Source organism: Acinetobacter sp. 1207_04, assembly GCF_052850415.1.
This window is the reverse complement of the sequence record NZ_VXCQ01000008.1, coordinates 31831-54866: the sequence shown is the minus strand read 5'-3', so window position 1 is coordinate 54866 and position 23036 is coordinate 31831. Positions and strand designations below refer to the sequence as shown.

Here is a 23036-nt window from a genome sequence, read left to right as displayed (position 1 = left end):
AAATAAGGCTGGGGCGCTAAGACTAGATTCTTAGTATAGATGTTAAGCTAGATCTATTAAGACTGTCCAATCAATAAAGAGAGTAATCCTGCTGCAATGAGTGGACCAACAGGCACGCCACGTAACAACGCAACGCCTGCAACTGTACCAATCAATAAGCCTGCGACTACATTAGGCTGATTACTCATCAATTTAACACCACGTCCACCAAGCCATGCCACTAAAATTCCAATGGCAATCGCAAGTAATGACTTCCAACTTAAAAAGGATTTGAGAATTTCCTCTCCTGGAATTTTACCACTTGCAATAGGTGTGAGTACGCCAATGGTTAAAATAATAATACCGACTTCAAGTCCATGTGTTTGTAGTAATGGGAAAAATTGACTCAGTGGTGTGATTCTGAAGACAATCAGCACACCTGCGGCAATGGTGACAGCCGTATTGTGACTGAAAATTCCACAGCCAAGCAGCACCAATAAAACAATTAAATTTAAATCGAGATGGGACATATCAACTTCGATAACAAGGACAGCATATTATTGTAACGCTTTTTACTCGCTAGATTGAATTTGAGTTGAGTAAAATGATTAAGACTCAGCATAAAGATTGAAGTTAAGTTGCTAGGGATAGAGGTGTTCAATACTGCGTATAAGATTCTACACGAGGTCATGCCCTAGATCGGGTACACTACGCAGATTCAGAATGTATAGATTCAAAGGATTATGCCGTGTTACTCGAAAAAATGTTGCAATCACAGGGTTTTGGCTCTCGTAAACACTGTCAGCAATTGATTAAAAACGGTGCTGTGACTATCCATGGTGAGGTGATCAGTAATCCTAAGTTTAAACTGGATTTAAATGAATTGACTTATTCGGTCTATGGTCAGACGTGGCAATATCGTGAAAAGGTTTATATTGCGCTAAATAAACCACAAGGTTATGAATGTTCACATCAGTCGACGCATCATTTTAGTGTATTTGATTTATTTGATGATGTATTACTTAACCGAGGTTTACAGTGTGTGGGGCGACTTGACCAAGACACTACAGGTTTATTAATTTTGACTGATGATGGCCAATTTTTACAAGCTTTAACCCATCCTAAAAAGCATGTGCCTAAAGTCTATCAAATGCAAACAGTTGATCCCATAAACACAGAACAGATGGCTCAACTTGAAAGTGGGGTTGAGTTACGCAATGAAAAAGGTATTTTTGCTGCAACAGATGTTAAAGCATTGGCAGAAAGTAAATTACAAATGACTGTGCATCAAGGGGTTTATCACCAAGTGAAGCGTATGCTTGCTGCTGTAGGCAATAAAGTTGAAAGCTTACATCGTGCACAAATTGGTCAACTTAGACTTTCACAATTGGCAGAAGGTGAATGGATATATTTAACGGAAGCACAAATACTCGCAGCTAAAAACACACCTGAGACATTGGTAGACATTTAGTGGTTTATTTTAGGAAGCAGTGATAGGTCTGAAACTCACTGTCTCTAACAAATCCCATCTGTTCATATAATTGGTGGGATTGATGGTTATTTTTTTGTGTTTCAAGGCTAATGCGCATAGCATTTTGCTGTTGTGCAAATAAAATTGCAGTATCAATCAATTGTTTTGCAGAACCTTGTCGGCGATATATAGGTGTTACGTAAACATCATCTAAAATATAATACGTTGAACAAGCAACTGAAGAAAATCCAAGATATAACAGCACAAAACCTGTAAAGGTTTCATCTTTTACATGAATAAAAATGACACTTTGTTGATTATCAAAACGTTGTTTTAGAAATTGATGAGATTGTTTAATATTGGATGACGAACCATAAAATTGACGGTATTCATCGAAAAGAACAGCGAGTTGATTTAAATCTTCTTGAACAGCACGACGAACAATCATTTAAATGCTCCTTGCAGTTAATTTTAAACTTTGCATTGAGCATAACCAAAAGTGAACGCTAGAAACTTAAAAAATTGTTTAAAAATGCAACACTGTTAAGTTTTGTCGCTTTCATTCAAAATCGCATTCAACTCTGCAAAAATATCATCATCAATTGTAGTGTCATCCATTGTTTCTGATGAAAGGGCGGTGGATTGTTCAAGCTTTATTTTTTTTAATTTAAGTAATTGTTCCATATTGATACTTTGATTTTCAATTGCAAATGGAATCGATTTTGTCAGTACGACTTGTTTGAAAAACAATCTGACTGCTTGAGCAGGTGTAATTCCCAACTGCTTAAAAACAGCAAAAGCCTGTTTTTTTTCTTGTGAATCAAGTCGTACTTGGTAGACTTCAGTTTTTCTCATAATTACAGCCAAACAGATTTAAATTCTCAGCCTATTTTAATCAAATTTGCTGTAATTTCAATCGAAAATAGATAAAAAGTATACTTACTGTCATTACAATGGAATCACAATGTCAATTCTTTATTGGAGTGGAAGTGCATAGGTTGTTGTGTGATTGGATCTAAAAAGTATATTTCTTTAGCAAGCAGTTGTAGCGGCGCACTAAAATCGGCTGCATCTTTATGAATGACTTCAGGGTAAAACGGGTCATTCTGAATCGGAATATTCAAGGAGTTGAGATGGACTCTGAGTTGATGTTGTTTACCTGTGATCGGTTTAAGTTGATATTTTGCCCAAGATTGATTGTGTTCAAGTAGATTAATTTCAGTGCTTGAATTTACCTGACCGCTAACAATTTTCATCGTATAAAAAGGTTCACCTTTTTCCATACGTAATTCAACAGTTTGAGGGAACATTAATTCAGCATAATAAGGTGCAATTGCATGATAAATTTTTTGCACTTTTTTTTCTGCAAATAATTGTTGATAGATACCACGGCTACTTGGCTTTTTAGAAAATAAAACCACACCTGCTGTTTCTCGATCGAGTCGATGAATGGGGGTTAAGTCAGGGTTATTGATGGTTTTTTTAAGTCGAACCAATAGTGTTTCCTGAACATATTGCCCCGTTGGACTTATAGTTAAAAAGTGAGGTTTATCAACCACCAATAAGTCCTCATTTTCAAATAGAATTTTTTCTTGAAAGGGCACAAAAATTTCATGTGCTAAAAAGCGATAATAATAAATATGGGTATTGGCTTGAAAGGCACTCTCTAATGTTAAAACATTGCCTTTTAAGTCAAAAATTAGTTGATCATTGAAGCGTTGTTGCCACTCTGTGACTGTAATATGTGGAAATTGTTCACACAGATAGTTAAAAATAGTATTGAAATATTGTGTAGTTTCAGCCAAAAAAACTTTAGATGCAGTGACACCATTCAGCATTGGGGGAGTAAAATCGATGGTTTCTTGCACAGTTTAATGTTCCAAAGATTGAGCAGTTGGATGAAATTTTGGCGTAAAGCCATGACGAAAGGCATTCACTAGAGAAATAGGGGTAAGTACTTTAACCATCGTAGTTGAATCAAATTCAATTGTTGTTTGATAGCCTGTAAATGACCATGTTTGATAAAGTTGATTAGCGACAATCATCACTGCTTGGTCATGCCATTCAAAACAAGTGCCAATCGGAAGTTCTGCCAAAGTTGTTTGAAATGTCACTTTTTCGTGTGCAGAATTTATGCGTTCAAGGTGAAGCTGTTGATCGATGTCTGAAAGCTTAAATTTTTGACCTGAGGCATTGGCATTGACCCAAGCTATTTTAAATTGATTACTACGTTCACGTTGACATTCTGCACATGGGCGATGTCCTGCTGAAAAAGCAGTCGCTTCATCTAAAAAGAAGAGTTCTGAATAGCGTCCTTCACTGAAAATTTTTCGTGTATTACCTTTAAAAGACAATACACAGCTAATCCAAGCCTTGAGCTTCCAAGGGCGAACAATTTGCTGAGATTTATTGTGTAATACGCCTCGATTTCCCATTCGTGTTGCTGTTTTTACAGGATTTTTGTTAAGCCTTGACCACGGATCTACTCTGTTTTGTAAAGTCATGATCAATCCTAAAAGTTGTAAAGAAAACACGAGTTATAATGCGCATTTTACCACGAATAGCATAGTGAGTTATTCATACAGCTATACGCAATAAGAAACATTATCTTAGGCATTATCTTGGGTATTTGGCATGTGTAATGCTATCATATTGCCGAGTTCAAATCATGTTGTTAGTACAATGCAATATTCATGTAAATTAAGTCTAAGCAATGAGCAAGATACACAAAAAATGGCGGCTATATTGGCGCAGTCCATTGCAAAGGGCGTGATTTATCTTATCGGTGATTTAGGTGCAGGAAAAACCACACTGACCCGTTATTGGTTGCAAGGACTTGGGCACAAAGGTACAGTAAAAAGTCCTACCTATACCTTGGTTGAGCCTTACAATATTGAGGGTACAGACGTTTTCCATTTCGATTTATATCGTTTAAATGATCCTTATGAAATGGAATTGATGGGCATCCGTGATTATTTGGATGTGCCAAATGCTTTATTTTTATTTGAATGGCCGTCTAAAGGTGGCGATGAAATTCCGCAAGCAGACCATATTATTGAAATCCTAAAAACAGAGGATGAAATGGGGCGTGAAGTTCAAATAAGCAGTATTTCTGAAGATTTAATCAGTGCCTTAAAGGTACTTTAAACGTCTATTAAAAATCTCAGTGAATAAAGTATTCTGCTTTTTAAAAGAGATGATCGTTTACTTATTATGCCGTCCATTCGAAATTGAGGTTAATGCATGCAGCGTGAAGAAATCAGTGTCAGACGAATTCATACGCTCAATGCAGCACTTGCGAACCAAATTGCTGCAGGTGAGGTGATTGAGCGTCCGTCATCCGTGGTGAAAGAATTACTTGAAAATTCGATTGATGCGGGCGCAACAGAACTGATTATTCGGATTGCACAGGGTGGCAGTACGCTGATTGAAATCATTGACAATGGTCGTGGTATTCATGCCGAAGATTTAGCGTTGTCCGTGACTCGGCACGCAACGAGTAAAATTCAAACGGCAAATGATTTACACGCCATTATGAGTTTAGGTTTTCGTGGTGAGGCATTGGCATCGATTGCTGCGGTTTCACGTTTGACTTTAACGAGTAGCCAAGATGATTCAGGTGTAGGTTATCAGTTAGAAGTAAATGGTACAGCTTTTGATGGGCAGGATATTCAAGCAGTAGCGACACAGCAGGGTACGCATATCCGCATTCAAGATTTATTTTTTAATGTGCCTGCTCGTCGTAAATTCTTAAAAAAACCCACCACAGAATTTGGTCATATTGAAGAAATTGTGCGTCGTATGGCATTGACACACTTTGATATTCGCTTTGTTTTAGAACATAACGATAGTATTCGCCTTAATTTACCCATTGCAGACAGTGGTGAATTACGTTTTCAACGTGTTCAACAATTGCTTGGGCGAGCATTTACTGAAAATGCATATTGGATTGATGCTGATAGTATTAGTATGCGTTTGTCAGGGTGGCTAGGGCATCCTTCTGATGCACGCTCGCAAGCAGATTTACAATATGTATATGTCAATGGACGCATTGTAAAAGATAAAACCATTTCACATGCTTTACGTATGGCGTATGACGGTATTTTGCATGGACATCAACATGCAGCATATCTGTTATTTTTAGAAGTTGAACCTGAAAATATTGATGTCAATGTGCATCCAACAAAACATGAAATTCGCTTTTTAAATCAACGTGAAGTGCATGAGTTTGTACGTCATTTTGCCAAAAATACGTTGTCTCAATTTCAAACAGCAACGGCTGATTTGTCAAGTGCAATGAAACAGTCTGAAGATGCTTCTGTGCATTGGCAGCCACAGCCACGAATTCAAGAACAATTTGCCTTGCATCGCAATGTGGAATCACAAAATACAGTTAATATACAAGATATAAATAGCCTAAGTAGTACTAACGGTCATGCTTGGCAAGCAGATTCTTCTAAGTCAGCAGAACGTCAAGCGGCATATCAAGATGGACTCACTGAATTTCGTACGAATGTACCCATGTCTACAGGTGTGCAACCAGTATCGTATGCATCTCAATCAGATTCACGAGCAAATTATCAAGGTTCTCAACAACTTAATAATGCACTTAAAAGTTATTTAGCTCCTTTGAGAGAACAATCGAGTTATTCGCCTGAAAATTCTAGTGAAGATTCACCAACGCAATTAAAGCAAAATCGTGTGGATGAGTTTCCGCTTGGGATTGCAATTGCGCAATTACATGGCATTTATATTTTAGCGCAGAATACAGAAGGGCTGATCATTGTCGATATGCATGCTGCACATGAGCGAATTTTGCTACAGCAAATGAAAATGGCATGGGATAAACCTGATTTTTGGATATCACAACAATTACTCATTCCTAAAGTCATCAGTATTACGCGCATGCAAGCGACTCGTATCGATGAATTAAAGCCACAATTAGAACGACTTGGACTCGATATCGACCAATATGGCGATGAACAAGTCATTGTTCGAGGTGTACCTGCCATTTTACATAAAGCAGATTTTGGCTCGCTCGTGCCTGAGTTGCTGAATGATCTTGACCCCAATGATGAAGCACAGGCATTGCAACAAAAACGTGATCATTTACTTGCAGGCATGGCATGCCATGGTGCAGTGAGGGCACACCGAATGCTGAGTCTATCTGAAATGAATACTTTACTGCGTCAGATGGAACAAACTGAATTTGCGAGTCAATGTAATCATGGTCGTCCGACATGGAGAGCTTTTCCATTGTCACAGCTTGATAAATTATTTGCTCGAGGAGAGTAGTTTTACATGTCAAATCAATTGCCCGTCATCAATTTAATGGGACCGACAGCCAGCGGTAAAACGGCTTTGGCTTGCGAACTGTATGAGCGTGGTAATTATGAGTTGATCTCTGTCGATTCAGCGCTTGTTTATCAAGATATGGATATTGGCACCGCAAAGCCAAGCAAAGAAGAACAGGCGCTTTATCCGCATCATCTAATCGATATTATTACGCCACTTGAAGTGTATTCGGCTGCAGAGTTTGTGGAAGATGCATGTAAATTGATTGATGAAATTCATGGCCGTGGTAAAACACCGATTTTAGTTGGTGGCACAATGCTGTATTTTAAAGCACTGCTTGAGGGGCTTTCGAGTAATTTGCCGAGTGCGGATTATCAAATTCGTGATGAGATTGTAGCAAAAGCAGATCGAGAGAGTTGGCAAGCGATTTATGAAGAGTTAAAAAGCGTTGATCCTTTGGCAGGTGAAAAATTTAAAGTCAGCGATAAGCAACGTATCATTCGTGCTTTAGAAGTTTTTAAAATTACAGGGCAGCCAATTACAAAATTACAATCAGAGCAACCTCGAAATGTACCCTACAGATACAGTTTTCATAATTACGCGCTATTGCCAGATCGCTTAGAATTACATAGTCGTATTGAGCTTCGACTGAAAAACATGTGGGAAATCGGATTTTTAAATGAAGTTGAAGAACTTATGATAAAATACGATCTAAATGAAAATCTTCCTTCAGCTCGATCAGTTGGTTACAGGCAAGCAATCGATTTTTTACTAAAGAGTGACAGGAGTCACAAAAGTAGGTTGGAGATGGAAGATAAATCATTGTTTGCGACACGACAATTGGCTAAACGTCAATACACATGGTTACGTTCTTTGCAAGAAGCACACCAATTTATAACTTTTTCAACAACAAGGCAGGCTCAAGAAGACTTGCGAAACTTACATAGATAAAGCAAAATTTACACACTGTCTTTTTTATAAATTTTAATTGAAAAAACAAAGGCAGTTTTTGCGCTGATTTTAAATTTTTTGGAGTATAAAATGTCTAAAGGTCAAACTTTACAAGATCCGTTCTTAAATTCTCTCCGTAAAGAACGCATCCCAGTTTCCATCTTCCTTGTAAACGGTATTAAATTGCAAGGTCATATTGAATCTTTTGACCAATATGTTGTTTTATTAAAGAATACTGTAAGCCAAATGGTTTACAAACATGCAATTTCTACGGTTGTTCCTGCACGTAACCCTCGTCCTGCTGGCGCACCTGCTGGTGCTCCGGGCGCTGGTGCTCCAGGTGGCTTTGGCGGTCAACAAGGTGGCTTCGGTGGTCAAGGTGGCTTTGGTGGCGGTCAACAAGGCGGCTTCGGCGGTCAAGGTGGCTTCGGCGGTCAACAAGGTGGCTTCGGTGGTCAAGGTGGTTTTGGTCAACAAGGCGGTTTTGGTCAACAAGGTGGTTTTGGTCAACAGGGTGGTTTTGGTCAACAAGGTGGTTTCGGTGGTCAAACTTCTGACTTCGGTACTGAACCAAAATTTGAAGATTCTCAAGATGACGAAAACAATCGTTAATTTGTGATAGATATTTACACCTTATGTTAAGGGTGTATGAATTCTCGAAAAACACCCGATAAATTTATCGGGTGTTTTTTTATGCATTCATTTTGAAAAAATATAGTTTTACGGTTTATATAGACCATGATCAGTTAGGTGAAGTTTTAAAATACGACGTAATTCCAATACGGCTTCAGGTGTTTCCTGAATAGAGTGTCCGCCTTTAATAATTTTTTCAGACACAGCACCATCTAAATGCGAACTCCGATAAGGCACGATACCATCAGTCATGATGTCAGGATCATTGCTGTTAGTAATGTTGCCCATAATTGAATGATAAATCATGCCTTTTTTCGGCATGACATTCTCAGTTAACTGTGTGAATTTTGAATTATGACTTAAATCACTTGGACCATTTTGAATAAGACCACCATCAATATCTTTGAGAATTTTTTTAGGATTAAGATTTTTTTCATCTACCGAGTCTGCTAAAGCACCTAAGAATGCCCCTGGTAGTTTAATGACTTTACGTGCAGCACGTGTAAACCAACGGTCTGCATAGTCTGTACCCCGATGCGGTGCTGAAATAAAGATTGCACGATTAAAATTGGGAACAGATTGAATATTCAAACGAGCATTAAAAACGGGATCATCTTTAAAACGATTGAATTGCCTGTTTTTTAACATTTTTTGAGCATTACTTGAAAGGTTTTGGTCACTGACCAATAAGCGAGCGATGATTCCACCCATGCTATGACCAATTAACACAGAATCTTTTGCCGAAGCTGATTTTTGATCAATACTTTCAAAGCCTTGATTAATAATCGTATTAATTTGGAAGCGACTTTCTAAGATTGGCATATTAGTAGAATAGAAAATTTGCCAGACTTGATAATGCTCACGTAAAGCATTATCACCCATAATATCATTGGTTAAACGAATCCATGCTTCTGGACTGCTTGCGAGACCATGAACCAATACAATGACTTTTTTATTCGGGTTATAGGGTTCAAGCATATATAAATGTGGCATGGTTAAGCGCTTATCACGATCAATCAGGCTTAAATAGGCTGCCGCCCCCAAATTGTTTTCTGCTAACCAAAGCCCATAAGGTGCAGAAAAATTGGCTGCTAGAGGATAACTTTTTCCACTGACATCAATTTTTTCAGTGCTGTAAGGGTCAAAAACTTTTAACTTGAAATTCGGGTTGTGTAAGATGCTGTCAACTGACTCATTTCCTTCAGGCTGTGCAGTGATGGAAACTGCCAAGTAGCGAGGCTTGTGAATATTGGGGTTCATGCCGTTACTGTATTTATGGTGTACAGGATCGACAATATATTTATCTTCTTCAGCTTTTGTTGGCTCTTTTAAGATGGTGACAAATTCAGCACCAAAACCATCACGTCTATTGATAGAGCGTAGACCTGAAAAGTTCATATTGTATGTAGATAATAATGCTTCTGGAATATTTTTTTCTAATTCGGGATAGTGAGAAAAATCAAATGTATATGTACTATCTCCTGCTTTAATCACGGATGGTGATTTTGTATTTTGAACTTCAAGAGCAATAAATTTTGCTAAAGCCTGATTGTAGAAATCTCGAATTTGAACCTGACGGTTATTAAAAATACGGTCTTGAGGTTGTCGTTCAGTTTTAAATAAATAAGCATAGCTGTAGCGAATGCTTTTATCGAGCATAGAAAGCTGTTGTGCTTGGCAATCATCATAATTTTTTTGGATGATTTTTTGTTTTTCTTCGGACTTATGTTTGGCGACTAAACTAATTTTACAATTTGAAGACGATGCCAAGGCTAAAGCTTTCGTGAGATAAATTTCACTTGCTGTGGAGAATAGTTGTTCATCTTGAATTTCTTTAATTTCATCGAGTTCATCAATGCAACGATCAGGTGCTTCAGTACAACTTTTCGCTTCACGACCTGTCATCGATAATACATTAAGGCTTGCTTCACTCATTTTTGAGCGTGTCAAAATACTGTCGCGCTCATTAGCAATCGTGACATTAATTTTTTGATTTTTGACGCTAACGACTTGACAGCCACTGAGTAAAAGTGGGCTAAAAACAAGAAGTGTGAGCAGTATATTTTTTTTAGAATGCCGCATATATATGATCTGACAGATAGTACTTTCAGATCATACGATATTTATAAGAGATTTCAATTTTATTCTAAAGAATTTTGCTAAAAAAAATAGACTGATTAATCAGTCTATTTTATAGAAAAATTTTACTTATTTTGATAGAGCTGGGTTTTTCATAATTTGCCAAACATTGTAACGATTTTGTTTGTCAATTTCTAAAATTAAACGATCAGCAACTTCTGCTTCTTCAGGGTATTTAACTTTATAGTTTTTAAGAGCTTGGATCGCATTTTTTTTCTGTTCCATACCTAAGTAAGTATTTACAGTAGAAAGATAAGCTTCTTGAACACCTGCTTTGGTTGCTTTATCTAAATAAGGCATTGCTTCACGCTGACCACCACCTTCAGACAATGAAAAACCAAACCAAAGATTTGCTTCTGGATCGTCTTTGTTGATTTTTAAAATACGCTGTGCATAGTTTAATGATTTTGTAGTGTAGCTTGAACCTAAGTCAAGATTACGACCCATGACACTTGCCTTAAATGCGCGAATAAGAATGTCAAAAGAAGCATTATCATGTGAAGCAAGGGTATCGAGTTGTGTTGAAACTTCTTTTAATTTGCTTTCAAAACCACGACGTTCTTGACGGTCGGTAAATTGTGGTGGGTAATGACGTGCTTTACCTTCAACCATCTGTAAAAAATCATCAATTGCAGTGATATCAATTTCATTTTCACCTGCAAGAACAGCATATTTCATGCCACGCTTTGAGCTGTTTACTGTTGGTACAATGAGCTTGTTGCTGTCTAGAATTAATTTTTTATTTGGGTTATTTGGATCAGTGACTTCAAGTTTTTGGACAGGTTCTGCCGCTGCTTTTTTCAGCTCAAGTTCAAACACAGGAGGCTGTGCATAGTTAAATGGATTCAGTGCATAAAAAGGTGGAGTAATATCGGGTTCTGTATAAATAATCGGTTCGTTATTGACTTTATTTTGTGATTTAACAGGAGTAGTGCCGCAAGCGGAGAGTAATGAGGCGGTGACGAGTACCAGTGCCAAAGGCTTAAGAGTCATATCTTTCTTCCAATGATTTGTTGTATAAGTTAAAAATTACATGTTGGTCAGTCTAAGAAAAGAATGGGCAACATGCAACTTCAAAATGATTACGTTATTAAAATTTATACATTAAGCTTTAGATTCATTGTTTTGTGCTTCGCATTCACGGCGCACATCTTCAATAATTTTAAGTTCCTCTTCACTATACGGCTGTTCAGCATCTTGCTGCGGTTTAAAGGAGGGATCAATAAGAGATAAACGCTGACATAAATTATTCATGCGTTTTTCATTTTGAGCCAAGCGTTCAAGTAATACACGCATACCTTCAAGCATTGGATCGGTCACATCTTGCGTTGCAGCATAGGCTTGGAATGCAGGATTTTGATCTGTATTGTCTAAGCGAATATCTGTCTTTTCAGGACATGGCGCATTTTGTATTTTTGGTTGATCCTTATTGATGAAGCGAGCAGGGTTACCAACCGCGGTCGTATCTGCAGGAACAGCTTTGGTCACTACGGCATTGGAGCCGACTTTAGCATTTTTACCGACTGTAAAAGGGCCTAGAATTTTCGCACCAGCACCGACTACTACGCCATCTTCAAGCGTTGGATGACGTTTGCCAGTATTCCATGTTGTACCGCCCAATGTCACACCATGATATAGCGTAACATCATCACCAATTTCGGCAGTTTCACCAATCACCACACCCATGCCGTGATCAATAAAAAAACGTTTACCAATTTTAGCACCGGGATGGATTTCAATGCCTGTAGTGAAGCGGCTAAAAGAAGACAATAAACGTGCAGAAGTTTTACATTCCTTGACCCATAGCTCATGTGCAACGCGATGCATAATAAGAGCATGAATGCCAGGATATGTAGTTAGAACTTCAAATGTATTGCGTGCTGCAGGATCTCTCGCAAATACAGCTTGGATATCTTCTTTAAGCCATTTCAGCATTATTTTTGATCCTCTTGAGGTTTACTTTTCCATGTACCATTATTAAGGGCTTGTACACGGGTAAAAATACCTCGTAGTAAGTGGTATTCCATTTTATCTAATTGTATACGTCCGAAAAGACGACGCAAGCGTAAAGGCAATAATCTTGGGTTCTTTGGGTCCATAAATTCGATTTCTGCGAGCATTTTTTCGATATGTGGATAAAATTGCTCCATTTGCTCATGAGTAACCAAAGGTTCATCCCAATGCATGTCTTCTGAATCGGTCACATGCATGACTGCTTTGGTATCTTCTTGTTTATCTGCAAGCTCAATTGCTGCTATACGCATTTCATAGCAAATGACTTGAATGGCTTGTGCAACATTGAGAACGCCATAATCAGTATTGACAGGAATGGTGACATGATAATTTGCCATTGCCAATTCTTCGTTAGTCAAGCCACGATCTTCACGACCAAAAACAATCGCAATTTCTTGTTGCTCATGAATCACCGATTGCATTGATTTTTGTGCAGCAGGGCGAGCATCTAACAGTGGCCAAGGGATGGTGCGGCTACGAGCACTTGTACCAAAAACCAAATGGCAATCTTTAATCGCATCTTCGAGCGTATCGACAATTTCAATCTGTTCAATGAGATCAGTCGCACCCGCAGCTAAAGCATCAATATCAGGATGAGGGTAAGTCTTTGGTGCAACAAGGACGAGTTTTGATAGCCCCATGGTTTTCATTGCACGTAAAGCACTGCCTATATTGGCAGGAAGTGTCGTGTTGACCATGACGATGCGTACATGGCTTAAATGCTGAGAAATTTCAGCATTGTCGATAATGTCCATTGTAATTCCACAAAAATAAATCAGGCAGTTAATGTCTGAAGAATGAATCGGGTTTAAATTGATGGGAGAGATCAATTTAAGAATAATTAAATTTTAAAATAAAGATTTAAGTGCCATATTTTAGATAGTGTTGTTAAGAGATTTAAAGAATATTCATCAAGAATACTGACTCAGATCTTCATTGTACTGATCCATTGCATCATCCATGCTGATATTTGTCGCAGGTGGTGGGCTTACCACACGAGCAGGAGGTTGATATGCTGCGACTTTAGCAGCTTTAGATTTCACTTGATATTCAACATGCAGTGATTCTTTACCAAAATAATCACGCATTTTCGATAAAAGTTCATCGAGTGGTGCAACTTTCCATTGCTGTCCGAAATGAAACTCAGCAGTGGCATAATCATAATCAAGCATGATGTGTACAGGAATGTGTTGACACATATCCACATTACAATAAGGTTGTAAAATCTTTTGTAAATCAGATGTCAGTGTTTTTGTCAGTACTTCAGGACTGAGTTTAATTGCAATATGATTGGCACGTTTTTGACGAATTTCATTGAGGTTAAAGGCTTTGGTTAAGCGTCCCATTGGACGATCAAAACCTTCACGTTCATAAATTTCACCCTCAATCACCACGACTTTTTCATTTTGAATGATGTCTTTAAAACGGTTAAAGCGTTCATGGTTGGCAGAGACTTCAATACGTGCTGTACCATCATCCAAAGTCACCATCATGCGGTTCGGAAAATTGGCAATATCGACAACAAGACCTGCAAAAACAGTGGTAACACCACGGCGAGTAGGCGTAAGTTCATTAATACGCTGTGAAATAAAGGCTTTTAACTCAGGGCGGTACACATCAATTGGATGTCCTGTGAGGTATAAACCAAGCGTGTCTTTTTCACCTTTGAGACGAACTTCATCTGACCATGGCTTAGTGGGTTTGGCAGGTTTCCGCTGAACTTCTTCAACTTCACCAAACAAATCCATAATGCCAGTTTCACGGTTTGAACGTGCTTGCTCTGCTGCTTGAACTGCTTCAGGCAGTTGTAGCATGAGGCTTGCACGATCAATACCTAAACAGTCTAATGCACCAGAACGAATTAGGGCTTCAAGAGTACGTTTGTTGATTTTCTTTAAATCGACACGATGGCAAAAATCAAATAAATCTTTATACACACCATCATGCAAACGTGAATCAATCACAGATTGCATGGCTTGTTCACCGACACCTTTAATGGCACCTAAGCCATAAATAATAGTTTCAGCATCACTTGCATGAAATTGATAGAACGACATATTAATAGATGGTGGTAATACATTTAAACCATTGATTCGACAGTCATCAATTAAGAATACAATACTGTCGGTATTTTGCATTTCTGATGATAATACCGCAGCCATAAATTCAGATGGGTAATGCGCTTTGAGCCATGCCGTTTGATAGGCAACAAGGGCGTAGGCGGCCGCATGTGATTTGTTAAAACCATAGCCTGCAAATTTTTCCATATAGTCGAAAATATGGTTTGCAGTTTTTTCATCAATATCCTTTTTCGCAGCACCTTCAATAAAGATTTGGCGCTGTTTGACCATTTCTTCGGGTTTCTTTTTACCCATTGCACGGCGCAAAATGTCCGCGCCACCAAGAGAATAGCCTGCGCAGAATTGTGCAGCCTGCATCACCTGTTCTTGATACACCATAATGCCGTAAGTCGGTTCAAGTACGCCTTCAAGTAAAGGATGTAGATATTCAAATTCGCCACCATGCATACGGTAGATAAAGTCAGGAATAAGATCCATCGGACCTGGACGATACAAAGATACAAAGGCAATAATTTCTTCAAATTTGCTCGGACGTGCTTCCTTGAGCATTTTCTTCATGCCGACGGATTCAAACTGGAACACCGCCGTAGTATTGGCATCAGCAAATACGGTGTAGGCTTTAGCATCATCTAAAGGGATATAAGTGATATCGAGAGGTTTTTCAGATTGGATGCGTTTATTGATATTTTGTACGGCATCTTCAATTACAGTGAGATTACGCAGTCCTAAAAAGTCGAATTTAACCAAACCTGCGGCTTCAACATCATCTTTATCGAACTGTGCAACACGACCTGTACCATCGGCTTCACATAGAACAGCAGAGTAGTCGGTGATTTTGGTCGGTGCAATCACTACACCACCCGCATGCTTACCTGTATTTCGGGTAATACCTTCAAGTTTGAGCGCCATTTCCCAAATTTCAGCAGCATCATCATTGTCAGGATTTGATGGATTGGTGACGATATCTTTGAGTTGTGGTTCAGCTTCAATTGATTCTTCCAAGGTTAAACCTAAAGGTTTTGTTGGAATCATTTTTGAAATGCGGTCAGCTAAACCATAAGATTTACCCAAAACTCGTGCAACGTCACGAATCGCACCTTTAGCAGCCATTGTACCGAACGTTGCAATTTGTGAAACGGCATCTCGACCATAATGACGTGCCACATAATCAATAACTTTATCTCGACCTGCGATACAAAAGTCAATATCGAAGTCGGGCATTGAAACACGTTCAGGATTCAGGAAGCGTTCGAAAAGGAGTTCGTAACGTAGTGGATCGAGATCGGTAATTTTAAGACTATAGGCAACCAATGAACCTGCACCTGAACCACGCCCTGGACCTACAGGAACTCCATTGTTTTTAGACCATTGAATGAAGTCCATGACAATCAGGAAGTAACCAGGGAAGCCCATTTTGTTGATGATATCTAACTCATATTTTAGACGTTCATCATAAGGCTGACGAATTTCAGCCCAGTCCTCATCACGCTTTTCAAGTGGATACAGGACATCTAAGCGTTCTTCAAGCCCTACTTCGGATAAATGCTCGAAGTAGGTCTCAATGGTGTGACCTTCAGGAATTGGGTAGTCAGGTAAGTCATTGAAACCTAAACGAAGTGAAACGGTACAACGCTTGGCAATTTGTATAGTATTTTCAATGGCACTTGGAATATCTGAAAACAGCTCAATCATTTCAGCCGAGGTTTTAAAGTATTGCTCAGGCGTATAATTTTTAGGACGTTTGCTATCACCAAGGACATAACCATCGGCAATACAAACACGAGCTTCATGAGCTTCATAGTCTTCAGCACGAATAAAATGCACATCATTAAGCGCAACGACACCAATGTTGTATTTTGCTGCCAGTTTGACCGCTTCTTGAATAAAGTCTTCTTCCATCGGGCGTTGTGTTCGCGTTAATGCAAGATAAACACGGTTACCAAATTTTTCAATCCACTGTTCAAGCAGAGGTTCAGCTTTTTCAGGATAAGCTGACACCAACATTTCACCGACATCACTGTGCAAACCAAGTAAAACAATAAGGTCTTGTGATTGTTCAAGCACCCATTCTTTTTGAACACATGGGATACTGAGTTGCTGACCTTCAATATAGCCACGAGACACGATTTCAGTTAGTCCACGCCAACCTTTTTTAGTCATGGCTAATAAAGTGGCTCTATGTGAAGCATCATTTAAACGAATCGTACTGCCCAAAATTGGCTTGATGCCTTTGGCTAAAGTCTTGTTATAAAATTTGACCGCAGCATGCAGGTTAGACAAATCGGTAATTGCCAATGCAGGCATTTCATCACTTGCAGCAGCCTTCACTAAATCAGGGATCCGTACGATCGACTCTGTGATCGAAAACTCTGTATGAATACCAAGATGTACAAACTGCATAAAAAGATCCTGTGCTGAAGCAGGCAATATTTTAGCACGCTCTGTGTCTGATATGCTGTTCAAAACTTGAAAAACGTGATGATGTTATATAGAACTTGTCATGTTTGAGCATTTTAATTTGCCAAAGAAATCATTTATGATGATGCACTAGAATAATTTTTAAGTATCTTTTTATACAACTGAAAAATCATAGACTGGGAAAAATTAAAGTTATGAAAATTAAAGCACTCGCATTGTCATTATTTTTAGCATGTTCTATTGTCCCAAATGTTTATGCTGACGAAGCTGTTGAATACAGCGCTGCATTGGTTAAAAAAGCTGAAAAAGGTGATGCTCAAGCGCAGTATGATTTAGGCGAAGCTTATTACCAAGGTAACAATGTTGAACAAGATTACGAACAAGCTTTTGAATGGTATAAAAAGTCAGCGGCAAAAGGAAATTTAGACGGCATTTTTTCAGTGGGTTATATGTATGACAACGGCGAATTTGTCGAAGAAAATAATCCTGAAGCGATGAAGTGGTATTTGAAAGCAGCCAATAAAGGGCATGCATTTTCACAATATTATATTGGTTCAATGCTTGAAGAAGGTGAAGATGGTGTTGAAGCCAATCCTAAAAAATCAATTGAATGGATAAAAAAAGCAGCAGATGGTGGTTATGCACAGGCACAAAATCATTTGGGCTATAATTATGCCAATGGTATTAATGTTGACGAAGACAAAGCTTTAGCGGTCAAATATTATCGTTTAGCTGCAGCTCAGGACTATGATGAAGCACAGAACAACTTAGGTACGATGTATCATTTAGGGGAAGGTGTAGAACAAAATTATGCTGAAGCGATGCGTTTATATAATCTTGCTTATGATCAGGGTAATGAACTTGCAGCTTCAAACATTGGCTTGCTGTATGAAAATGGCGAAGGTGTGAAAAAGGATTATAAAAAGGCAGCAGAATATTATGAGCAAGCCGTTGAATTAGGTGATTCAAGCTCACTGGAGAATTTGGCCGACTTGTATGAAGAAGGTGGTTTTGGTTTGAAAAAAGACATTCGTAAATCAAAAGAATACCGCGCACGGTATGCAGAGTAATAAAGACGACAGCATGATATTGATGTGAATATCATATTATTACTTTGAATCGTATAAATAAAAAGTGCCTGAATTTTCAGGCACTTTTTATTTTCAAGGTTTATTTGTGATTAGATTTAACAGGTCTTAATCCTAATAATCCCAAAATATACGCTGAATTTCTTTTGCATCGGTAGTTTTAGTCAGCGCAAGTGCAGCAAGCAGTTTAGCTTTTTGTGGATTGAGGTCATGTGCGACAACCCAACCATATTTATCATCGGGTTGTTCTGCGTTACGTAGGACAAAGCCTTGTGGAACACGAGATGAGCGAATGATTTGAACGCCTTGTTTTTGGAGTTCATTCAAGGTCGGTACAATATAATTTGCTACAGAACCATTGCCTGTTCCTGCATTGATAATCGCTTTTACACCTGCTTTAGCAAAAGCATTATAGGCATCAGGGAGCATATTGCCTGAGCCATAAACAATTTGTACTGGAGGGAGGTTGTCGCCTTTGATATTTTCAATATTAAATTCTGAACTGTTGTTATGGCGTTTTACTGTATTACGGAACCAATAGGGCTTGCCTTCAACAAGCATACCAAGCGAACCCCATTGGCTTGTAAAAGCATTGGTGTGAATATTGATCGATTTTGTTACATCTCTAGCTGCAAAAATATCATCATTCATGAGAACAAAAGTACCTTTGCCTTTTGCGCTGTCATCAGCAGCGAGCGCAACTGCACTATAAAGGTTCAATGGACCATCAGCAGAGAGTGCAGTTCCGGGGCGCATTGACCCAACTACCACAATAGGTTTGTCAGAATGAATGACTAAATTAAGAAAAAATGCAGTTTCCTCAAGAGTATCTGTACCATGTGTAATGACGACACCATTTACATCGGGTTTTTTCAATAAATCATTAACTTGACGAGCAAGAGACAATAATTCCTTGTCGGTAATACTTTCAGATGCGACTTGCATCGCCTGCACGCCTGTGACATTGGCAAGGTTTTGTATTTGTGGAACAGCATTGAGTAATGCATCAACAGGGACTTTTGCCGCCGTGTAAGTCGCACTATTTGTAGAGCTAGCACCTGCCCCCGCAATTGTACCGCCCGTTGCAACGACTACGACATTATTTTTGGCAAAAACCATACATGGAAGTAATAGGCTTAAACTAAGTGTAAGTGCTGAAATTGTTCTTTTCATAAAGATTCCTTTAAAATTCTGTCCATGTTCTAAGCATTTTTTGTACCAACTTTTAAATTAATACAGATGAGTTGTATTTGCCTATACTGATTTTAAAATGTGAAGTTTTAAATGATCATTCAAATTTATAGTGTATGTATTTATTGTTCAATATTGGATAAATAAATTGCTTTATAACGCTATTTAAAAAATAAAATAAAAGGTATATATGATTTTTTAGACAAAAAAGGCACTCAACTGAGTGCCTTTTTGATCATTCATATTTAACTTAATATTAACATTAACGCATTTTTGACAAGAAGCGACCTAAACGAGTCATTGCTTCACGAAGTTCATTTTCAGCAGGTAAGAACACCACACGGAAATGATCAGGTGTAGGCCAATTAAAACCAGTTCCTTGAACTAAAAGTACTTTTTCTGCACGTAAAAAATCGAGCATAAATTTTTCGTCATCCTGAATTGGATAAATTTCAGGATCTAGTTTAGGGAAGCAATACATTGCACCTTCAGGTTTTACACAACTTACACCAGGAATTTCATTGAGCATTTCCCAAGCAATATTACGTTGCTCATATAAACGACCGCCGGGACGAATCAAGTCATTAATGGACTGATAACCACCTAAAGCAGTTTGAATAGCATATTGAGCTTGATGATTAGCACATAAACGCATAGATGCGAGCATATCTAAACCTTCAATATAATCTGTAGCACGTGATTTATCACCAGTAATAGCCATCCAACCCGAACGATAGCCTGCAATACGGTAAGCTTTAGATAAACCATTAAACGATACGCACAATTGATCTCCTGCAAGCGCAGCAACAGCAACGTGTTCAATACCGTCATAAATAATTTTGTCGTAAATTTCATCAGCAAATAAAATTAAGTCGTATTTTTTTGCAAGTGCAACAATTTGTTCAAGTACATGGCGTGGGTACACAGAACCTGTTGGATTATTTGGATTAATAATCACAATACCACGCGTATTTGGCGTGATTTTACTTTCCATGTCTGCAATGTCAGGGTACCAATGGTTTTGGTCATCACATTTATAGTGAATTGCTGTACCACCTGATAAATTCACTGCAGCAGTCCACAGCGGATAGTCAGGCATTGGAATAAGCATTTCATCGCCATCATCAAGTAGACCTTGCATTGCCATCACAATCAGTTCAGACACACCATTGCCGATATACACGTCATTGACATGCATGTCTAAAATACCTTTTTGTTGATAGTACTGACAAATGGCTTTACGCGCAGGAAAAATTCCTTTTGAATCAGTATAACCAATCGCATTTGGTAAGTTTAAAGCGACATCTTTAATAATTTCTTGTGGTGCTTCAAAACCAAAAGGTGCAGGATTGCCGATATTGAGTTTAATAATTTTATGTCCGGCTTCTTCCATCTCATTGGCGGCTCTTAACACTGGCCCACGAATGTCGTAGCATACATGCTCGAGCTTTGACGATTTTTTGATTTCGCGTGGAGAAGTGTTACCTAAAACGGACATAATCCCATCCAATTATTTTGAGTTAGAAAAATAGATTACTGAAATATCACAATCTATGTTGAAATTTAGCTGGAATTTTTTTAAATGACAGCGTAAATATGGAAGTACGGAGAGCATGACATTGAATCTCGAAGAATTAAAGGAGTTTAATGATGGGAAAACTCAATAAGACAGACCGTGAATGGCAAAGAGAGTTATCACCAGAAGAGTTTAGGATCACTCGCAAAAAAGGAACGGAAGCTGCTTTTACGGGGAAATATTGGGACACTAAACAACAAGGAACTTACGTCTGTCGTTGTTGTGGAGAAGCACTATTTAGTTCAGATAATAAATACGATAGCGGCTGTGGTTGGCCGAGTTTTTATAAGGCACTTAATGGAACTGCGATAGAAGAGCACGATGACCATACACATGGTATGGAGCGTACAGAAATTGTGTGTCACCACTGTGATGCGCATTTGGGGCATGTCTTTGAAGATGGTCCAGAACCGACCGGATTGCGCTACTGTGTCAATTCGGCTTCACTTGAATTAAAAACACAAGAAAAAAATGATGAGGATACATATCCATGACCAGCATTTATCAATTTGAAGCTGAACTATTGGAAGGGCAAAATAAGTCACTGTCAGATTACGAAGGAAAAGTATTATTGATTGTGAATACGGCAAGCAAGTGTGGTTTTACACCACAGTTTGCCGGTCTTGAAAAATTATATGAACAATATAAAAATCAGGGTTTTGAAGTCTTAGGCTTTCCAAGTAATCAATTCGGAGGACAAGACCCAGGGAGCAATGAGCAAATTGGTGAGTTCTGTCAGCGCAATTATGGTGTGACGTTTCCTATGTTTGCCAAAGTTGATGTCAAAGGTCCTGAAGCCCATATTGTATTTCGCTATTTAACCAATAACAGTAAAGGTGTTTTGGGTAATGGTATTAAATGGAATTTCACTAAATTTTTAATCAATAAAAAAGGGCAAGTGGTGAATCGTTATGCACCGACAACAAAGCCTGAAACGCTAATAGCAGATATTGAACAGGAATTGGCGAAGTAAATTTAAATCATTAGAATACAATTATGAATTTTAGGCGATCAAAGAATCGCCTAATCTTAAAAATTAATCTGCTTGTAGTTAAAGTGAGTAGAGGTGTTGAGTTGATGCAATTCAATTGATGGACTTATTGGACTTATAAGTTATAGGTATTGTAATAAAATTTAATTTTTTTGTAATTTGCGTTATCATCAGACGAAGTAATTAAAACGCCGAACAGGGTCATACTTAGATAACAATGAAAACTAAAATTTTACTTATAATCGTATCAGTAATACTTGTACAAACTACTTTTGCTAGTCCTGAATCGGATAAAAGCAAGCAATTATTAAGTGTGTTAAATCAGAGTACGTTTATGGATGGTTATCCTGACATAAAAGATGATTTTAATGCGGATGAATACGTAAATCGTTATAAGCGGGGATGGGAAAAGGCACCTGTTTTTAATTTAAGTAACAATGAAGTTAAAGCAGGTAAAGAAAATATTGAAGTCAAAATTACCGCTTTTCCTGATGGGCGCATTCAGAATGTAGAACTTTTAGAATCAACAGGTAGTAGTAAAACGGATCAGAAAGTTGTCTCTGCAATTAAAAAAGCTAAATTAAAGGCAATGCCTTATCCTGATGAAAATTTGACTTATAATATTATTCAAAATGTTAAATTACAGTAATTGATGTAAAGACTTAGCTAATTACTAAGATGATATTGATGAAAATTTGTTTGAGCGAATAGTTGTGAATTTGTTTTATTATTTTGGGTGTCTCGGAAACCAATAGTATAGACAATCGTTTAATGAAGTCATTTGAAATTGGCAATGTTAAAAATAAAGTTATGTTAGGCGTCGATTATTATAAAAATAAAACTGATGGTGTGAATAATGATTTTGGTTTTGCCCCACCGATAGACATGTTTAACCCAGTGCATCAATCTACACCGTATCATTTTAAATGGACTGCGTCTGGGGGCTGGAATTCGTTATATCGGTAGTACGAATGATGAACAATATTATGAAGGATATAAGGTGGATCCTTATACGCTATATGATGCGATGCTTAGTTATCCGCTAAATGAGCAGTTTGATGTACAAGTTAATGCGACGAATTTGAGTAATAAGGAATATGTAAGTACATGTCAATTCTATTGTTACTATGGGGCTGAATGTGCAGTGGATATACGTGTAACGTATAAATGGTAATTTGATGAGTATTTAAGTAAAAAATGGGCTGTGTAG

Annotated in this window: 22 protein-coding genes; 10 read left to right on the top strand and 12 right to left on the bottom strand. The window is 38.1% G+C overall.

What is annotated here, in order from left to right:
* Positions 1-56 precede the first annotated feature (56 nt).
* Positions 57-509, bottom strand: a complete 453-nt coding sequence (locus FW754_RS08855; RefSeq protein ID WP_446324429.1) for a DUF441 domain-containing protein — start codon at positions 507-509, stop codon at positions 57-59.
* Between the two features lie 218 nt (positions 510-727).
* On the opposite strand from FW754_RS08855, the gene FW754_RS08850 reads away from it, so the two are divergent.
* A complete protein-coding gene (locus FW754_RS08850; RefSeq protein WP_446324428.1) occupies positions 728-1450 on the top strand; it encodes a pseudouridine synthase in 723 nt (240 codons plus the stop codon).
* A 4-nt stretch (positions 1451-1454) separates the two neighbouring features.
* On the opposite strand, the gene FW754_RS08845 is transcribed toward FW754_RS08850, so the two are convergent.
* The 4 genes from FW754_RS08845 to FW754_RS08830 form a co-directional block, all read right to left on the bottom strand.
* Positions 1455-1898: a GNAT family N-acetyltransferase gene (locus FW754_RS08845; RefSeq protein WP_409511384.1), complete on the bottom strand. Its 444-nt coding sequence runs from the start codon at positions 1896-1898 to the stop codon at positions 1455-1457.
* A gap of 95 nt (positions 1899-1993) precedes the next feature.
* Positions 1994-2305: a type II toxin-antitoxin system RelB/DinJ family antitoxin gene (locus tag FW754_RS08840; RefSeq protein WP_409511383.1), complete on the bottom strand. Its 312-nt coding sequence runs from the start codon at positions 2303-2305 to the stop codon at positions 1994-1996.
* 104 nt (positions 2306-2409) lie between these two features.
* Positions 2410-3288, bottom strand: coding sequence for an RluA family pseudouridine synthase (locus FW754_RS08835; RefSeq protein WP_409511467.1), 879 nt, complete (start codon positions 3286-3288; stop codon positions 2410-2412).
* Positions 3289-3321: 33 nt separating this feature from the next.
* Positions 3322-3954, bottom strand: a complete 633-nt coding sequence (locus FW754_RS08830; RefSeq protein WP_446324427.1) for a hypothetical protein — start codon at positions 3952-3954, stop codon at positions 3322-3324.
* A 178-nt stretch (positions 3955-4132) separates the two neighbouring features.
* On the opposite strand from FW754_RS08830, the gene tsaE reads away from it, so the two are divergent.
* The 4 genes from tsaE to hfq all read left to right on the top strand — a co-directional run bounded on the left by tsaE (position 4133) and on the right by hfq (position 8308).
* Positions 4133-4597, top strand: coding sequence for a tRNA (adenosine(37)-N6)-threonylcarbamoyltransferase complex ATPase subunit type 1 TsaE (tsaE, locus tag FW754_RS08825; RefSeq protein ID WP_419347504.1), 465 nt, complete (start codon positions 4133-4135; stop codon positions 4595-4597).
* Between the two features lie 96 nt (positions 4598-4693).
* Entirely contained in the window at positions 4694-6745 is a 2052-nt protein-coding gene (mutL, locus tag FW754_RS08820; protein WP_446324426.1) for a DNA mismatch repair endonuclease MutL, read from the top strand.
* Positions 6746-6751: 6 nt separating this feature from the next.
* Positions 6752-7696, top strand: coding sequence for a tRNA (adenosine(37)-N6)-dimethylallyltransferase MiaA (miaA, locus tag FW754_RS08815; RefSeq protein WP_446324425.1), 945 nt, complete (start codon positions 6752-6754; stop codon positions 7694-7696).
* Positions 7697-7786: 90 nt separating this feature from the next.
* Positions 7787-8308, top strand: coding sequence for an RNA chaperone Hfq (gene hfq, locus FW754_RS08810; protein WP_419347424.1), 522 nt, complete (start codon positions 7787-7789; stop codon positions 8306-8308).
* Between the two features lie 108 nt (positions 8309-8416).
* On the opposite strand, the gene FW754_RS08805 is transcribed toward hfq, so the two are convergent.
* The 5 genes from FW754_RS08805 to dnaE form a co-directional block, all read right to left on the bottom strand.
* Positions 8417-10411 (bottom strand): lipase family alpha/beta hydrolase, encoded by a 1995-nt coding sequence (locus FW754_RS08805; RefSeq protein WP_446324424.1) that lies wholly within the window; start codon positions 10409-10411, stop codon positions 8417-8419.
* 126 nt (positions 10412-10537) lie between these two features.
* Entirely contained in the window at positions 10538-11461 is a 924-nt protein-coding gene (locus FW754_RS08800) for an ABUW_2363 family tetratricopeptide repeat lipoprotein (protein WP_446324423.1), read from the bottom strand.
* A gap of 111 nt (positions 11462-11572) precedes the next feature.
* Entirely contained in the window at positions 11573-12403 is an 831-nt protein-coding gene (cysE, locus tag FW754_RS08795) for a serine O-acetyltransferase (protein WP_446324422.1), read from the bottom strand.
* Positions 12403-13236 carry an RNA methyltransferase gene (locus FW754_RS08790; RefSeq protein ID WP_419347430.1) on the bottom strand — a complete coding sequence of 278 codons (834 nt, stop codon included), beginning with the start codon at positions 13234-13236 and terminating at the stop codon, positions 12403-12405. The genes cysE and FW754_RS08790 overlap by 1 nt, the downstream gene beginning before the upstream one ends.
* 156 nt (positions 13237-13392) lie before the next feature.
* Positions 13393-16962 (bottom strand): DNA polymerase III subunit alpha, encoded by a 3570-nt coding sequence (gene dnaE, locus FW754_RS08785; RefSeq protein ID WP_446324421.1) that lies wholly within the window; start codon positions 16960-16962, stop codon positions 13393-13395.
* A gap of 212 nt (positions 16963-17174) precedes the next feature.
* Between dnaE and FW754_RS08780 the strand changes: the two genes are divergently transcribed.
* On the top strand, positions 17175-18050 hold the full coding sequence (locus tag FW754_RS08780; protein WP_446324420.1) for a tetratricopeptide repeat protein: 876 nt from the start codon (positions 17175-17177) through the stop codon (positions 18048-18050).
* Positions 18051-18182: 132 nt separating this feature from the next.
* On the opposite strand, the gene FW754_RS08775 is transcribed toward FW754_RS08780, so the two are convergent.
* Both FW754_RS08775 and FW754_RS08770 read right to left on the bottom strand, forming a co-directional pair.
* On the bottom strand, positions 18183-19241 hold the full coding sequence (locus FW754_RS08775) for an asparaginase (RefSeq protein WP_446324419.1): 1059 nt from the start codon (positions 19239-19241) through the stop codon (positions 18183-18185).
* A gap of 280 nt (positions 19242-19521) precedes the next feature.
* Complete coding sequence (locus FW754_RS08770; RefSeq protein WP_446324418.1) at positions 19522-20757, bottom strand: pyridoxal phosphate-dependent aminotransferase; 1236 nt, start codon at positions 20755-20757, stop codon at positions 19522-19524.
* Positions 20758-20909: 152 nt separating this feature from the next.
* Between FW754_RS08770 and msrB the strand changes: the two genes are divergently transcribed.
* The 4 genes from msrB to FW754_RS08750 all read left to right on the top strand — a co-directional run bounded on the left by msrB (position 20910) and on the right by FW754_RS08750 (position 23000).
* Complete coding sequence (msrB, locus tag FW754_RS08765; protein WP_446324417.1) at positions 20910-21329, top strand: peptide-methionine (R)-S-oxide reductase MsrB; 420 nt, start codon at positions 20910-20912, stop codon at positions 21327-21329.
* On the top strand, positions 21326-21808 hold the full coding sequence (locus tag FW754_RS08760) for a glutathione peroxidase (RefSeq protein ID WP_409511369.1): 483 nt from the start codon (positions 21326-21328) through the stop codon (positions 21806-21808). The genes msrB and FW754_RS08760 overlap by 4 nt, the downstream gene beginning before the upstream one ends.
* 235 nt (positions 21809-22043) lie before the next feature.
* A complete protein-coding gene (locus tag FW754_RS08755; RefSeq protein WP_409511368.1) occupies positions 22044-22475 on the top strand; it encodes an energy transducer TonB family protein in 432 nt (143 codons plus the stop codon).
* Between the two features lie 252 nt (positions 22476-22727).
* Positions 22728-23000 (top strand): TonB-dependent receptor domain-containing protein, encoded by a 273-nt coding sequence (locus FW754_RS08750; protein ID WP_446324490.1) that lies wholly within the window; start codon positions 22728-22730, stop codon positions 22998-23000.
* The last annotated feature ends 36 nt before the right edge of the window (positions 23001-23036 follow it).

What these genes read in the sequence shown, in the direction of transcription:
- FW754_RS08755 (WP_409511368.1), top strand. Translation starts at nt 22,044, where the DNA reads ATGAAAACTAAAATTTTACTTATAATCGTATCAGTAATACTTGTACAA.
- dnaE (WP_446324421.1), bottom strand. Translation starts at nt 16,962, where the DNA reads ATGCAGTTTGTACATCTTGGTATTCATACAGAGTTTTCGATCACAGAG.
- FW754_RS08775 (WP_446324419.1), bottom strand. Translation starts at nt 19,241, where the DNA reads ATGAAAAGAACAATTTCAGCACTTACACTTAGTTTAAGCCTATTACTT.
- hfq (WP_419347424.1), top strand. Translation starts at nt 7,787, where the DNA reads ATGTCTAAAGGTCAAACTTTACAAGATCCGTTCTTAAATTCTCTCCGT.
- FW754_RS08790 (WP_419347430.1), bottom strand. Translation starts at nt 13,236, where the DNA reads ATGGACATTATCGACAATGCTGAAATTTCTCAGCATTTAAGCCATGTA.
- FW754_RS08770 (WP_446324418.1), bottom strand. Translation starts at nt 20,757, where the DNA reads ATGTCCGTTTTAGGTAACACTTCTCCACGCGAAATCAAAAAATCGTCA.
- FW754_RS08800 (WP_446324423.1), bottom strand. Translation starts at nt 11,461, where the DNA reads ATGACTCTTAAGCCTTTGGCACTGGTACTCGTCACCGCCTCATTACTC.
- miaA (WP_446324425.1), top strand. Translation starts at nt 6,752, where the DNA reads ATGTCAAATCAATTGCCCGTCATCAATTTAATGGGACCGACAGCCAGC.
- FW754_RS08855 (WP_446324429.1), bottom strand. Translation starts at nt 509, where the DNA reads ATGTCCCATCTCGATTTAAATTTAATTGTTTTATTGGTGCTGCTTGGC.
- FW754_RS08760 (WP_409511369.1), top strand. Translation starts at nt 21,326, where the DNA reads ATGACCAGCATTTATCAATTTGAAGCTGAACTATTGGAAGGGCAAAAT.
- FW754_RS08780 (WP_446324420.1), top strand. Translation starts at nt 17,175, where the DNA reads ATGAAAATTAAAGCACTCGCATTGTCATTATTTTTAGCATGTTCTATT.
- FW754_RS08845 (WP_409511384.1), bottom strand. Translation starts at nt 1,898, where the DNA reads ATGATTGTTCGTCGTGCTGTTCAAGAAGATTTAAATCAACTCGCTGTT.
- msrB (WP_446324417.1), top strand. Translation starts at nt 20,910, where the DNA reads ATGGGAAAACTCAATAAGACAGACCGTGAATGGCAAAGAGAGTTATCA.
- tsaE (WP_419347504.1), top strand. Translation starts at nt 4,133, where the DNA reads ATGCAATATTCATGTAAATTAAGTCTAAGCAATGAGCAAGATACACAA.
- FW754_RS08840 (WP_409511383.1), bottom strand. Translation starts at nt 2,305, where the DNA reads ATGAGAAAAACTGAAGTCTACCAAGTACGACTTGATTCACAAGAAAAA.
- FW754_RS08830 (WP_446324427.1), bottom strand. Translation starts at nt 3,954, where the DNA reads ATGACTTTACAAAACAGAGTAGATCCGTGGTCAAGGCTTAACAAAAAT.
- cysE (WP_446324422.1), bottom strand. Translation starts at nt 12,403, where the DNA reads ATGCTGAAATGGCTTAAAGAAGATATCCAAGCTGTATTTGCGAGAGAT.
- FW754_RS08835 (WP_409511467.1), bottom strand. Translation starts at nt 3,288, where the DNA reads ATGCTGAATGGTGTCACTGCATCTAAAGTTTTTTTGGCTGAAACTACA.
- FW754_RS08805 (WP_446324424.1), bottom strand. Translation starts at nt 10,411, where the DNA reads ATGCGGCATTCTAAAAAAAATATACTGCTCACACTTCTTGTTTTTAGC.
- mutL (WP_446324426.1), top strand. Translation starts at nt 4,694, where the DNA reads ATGCAGCGTGAAGAAATCAGTGTCAGACGAATTCATACGCTCAATGCA.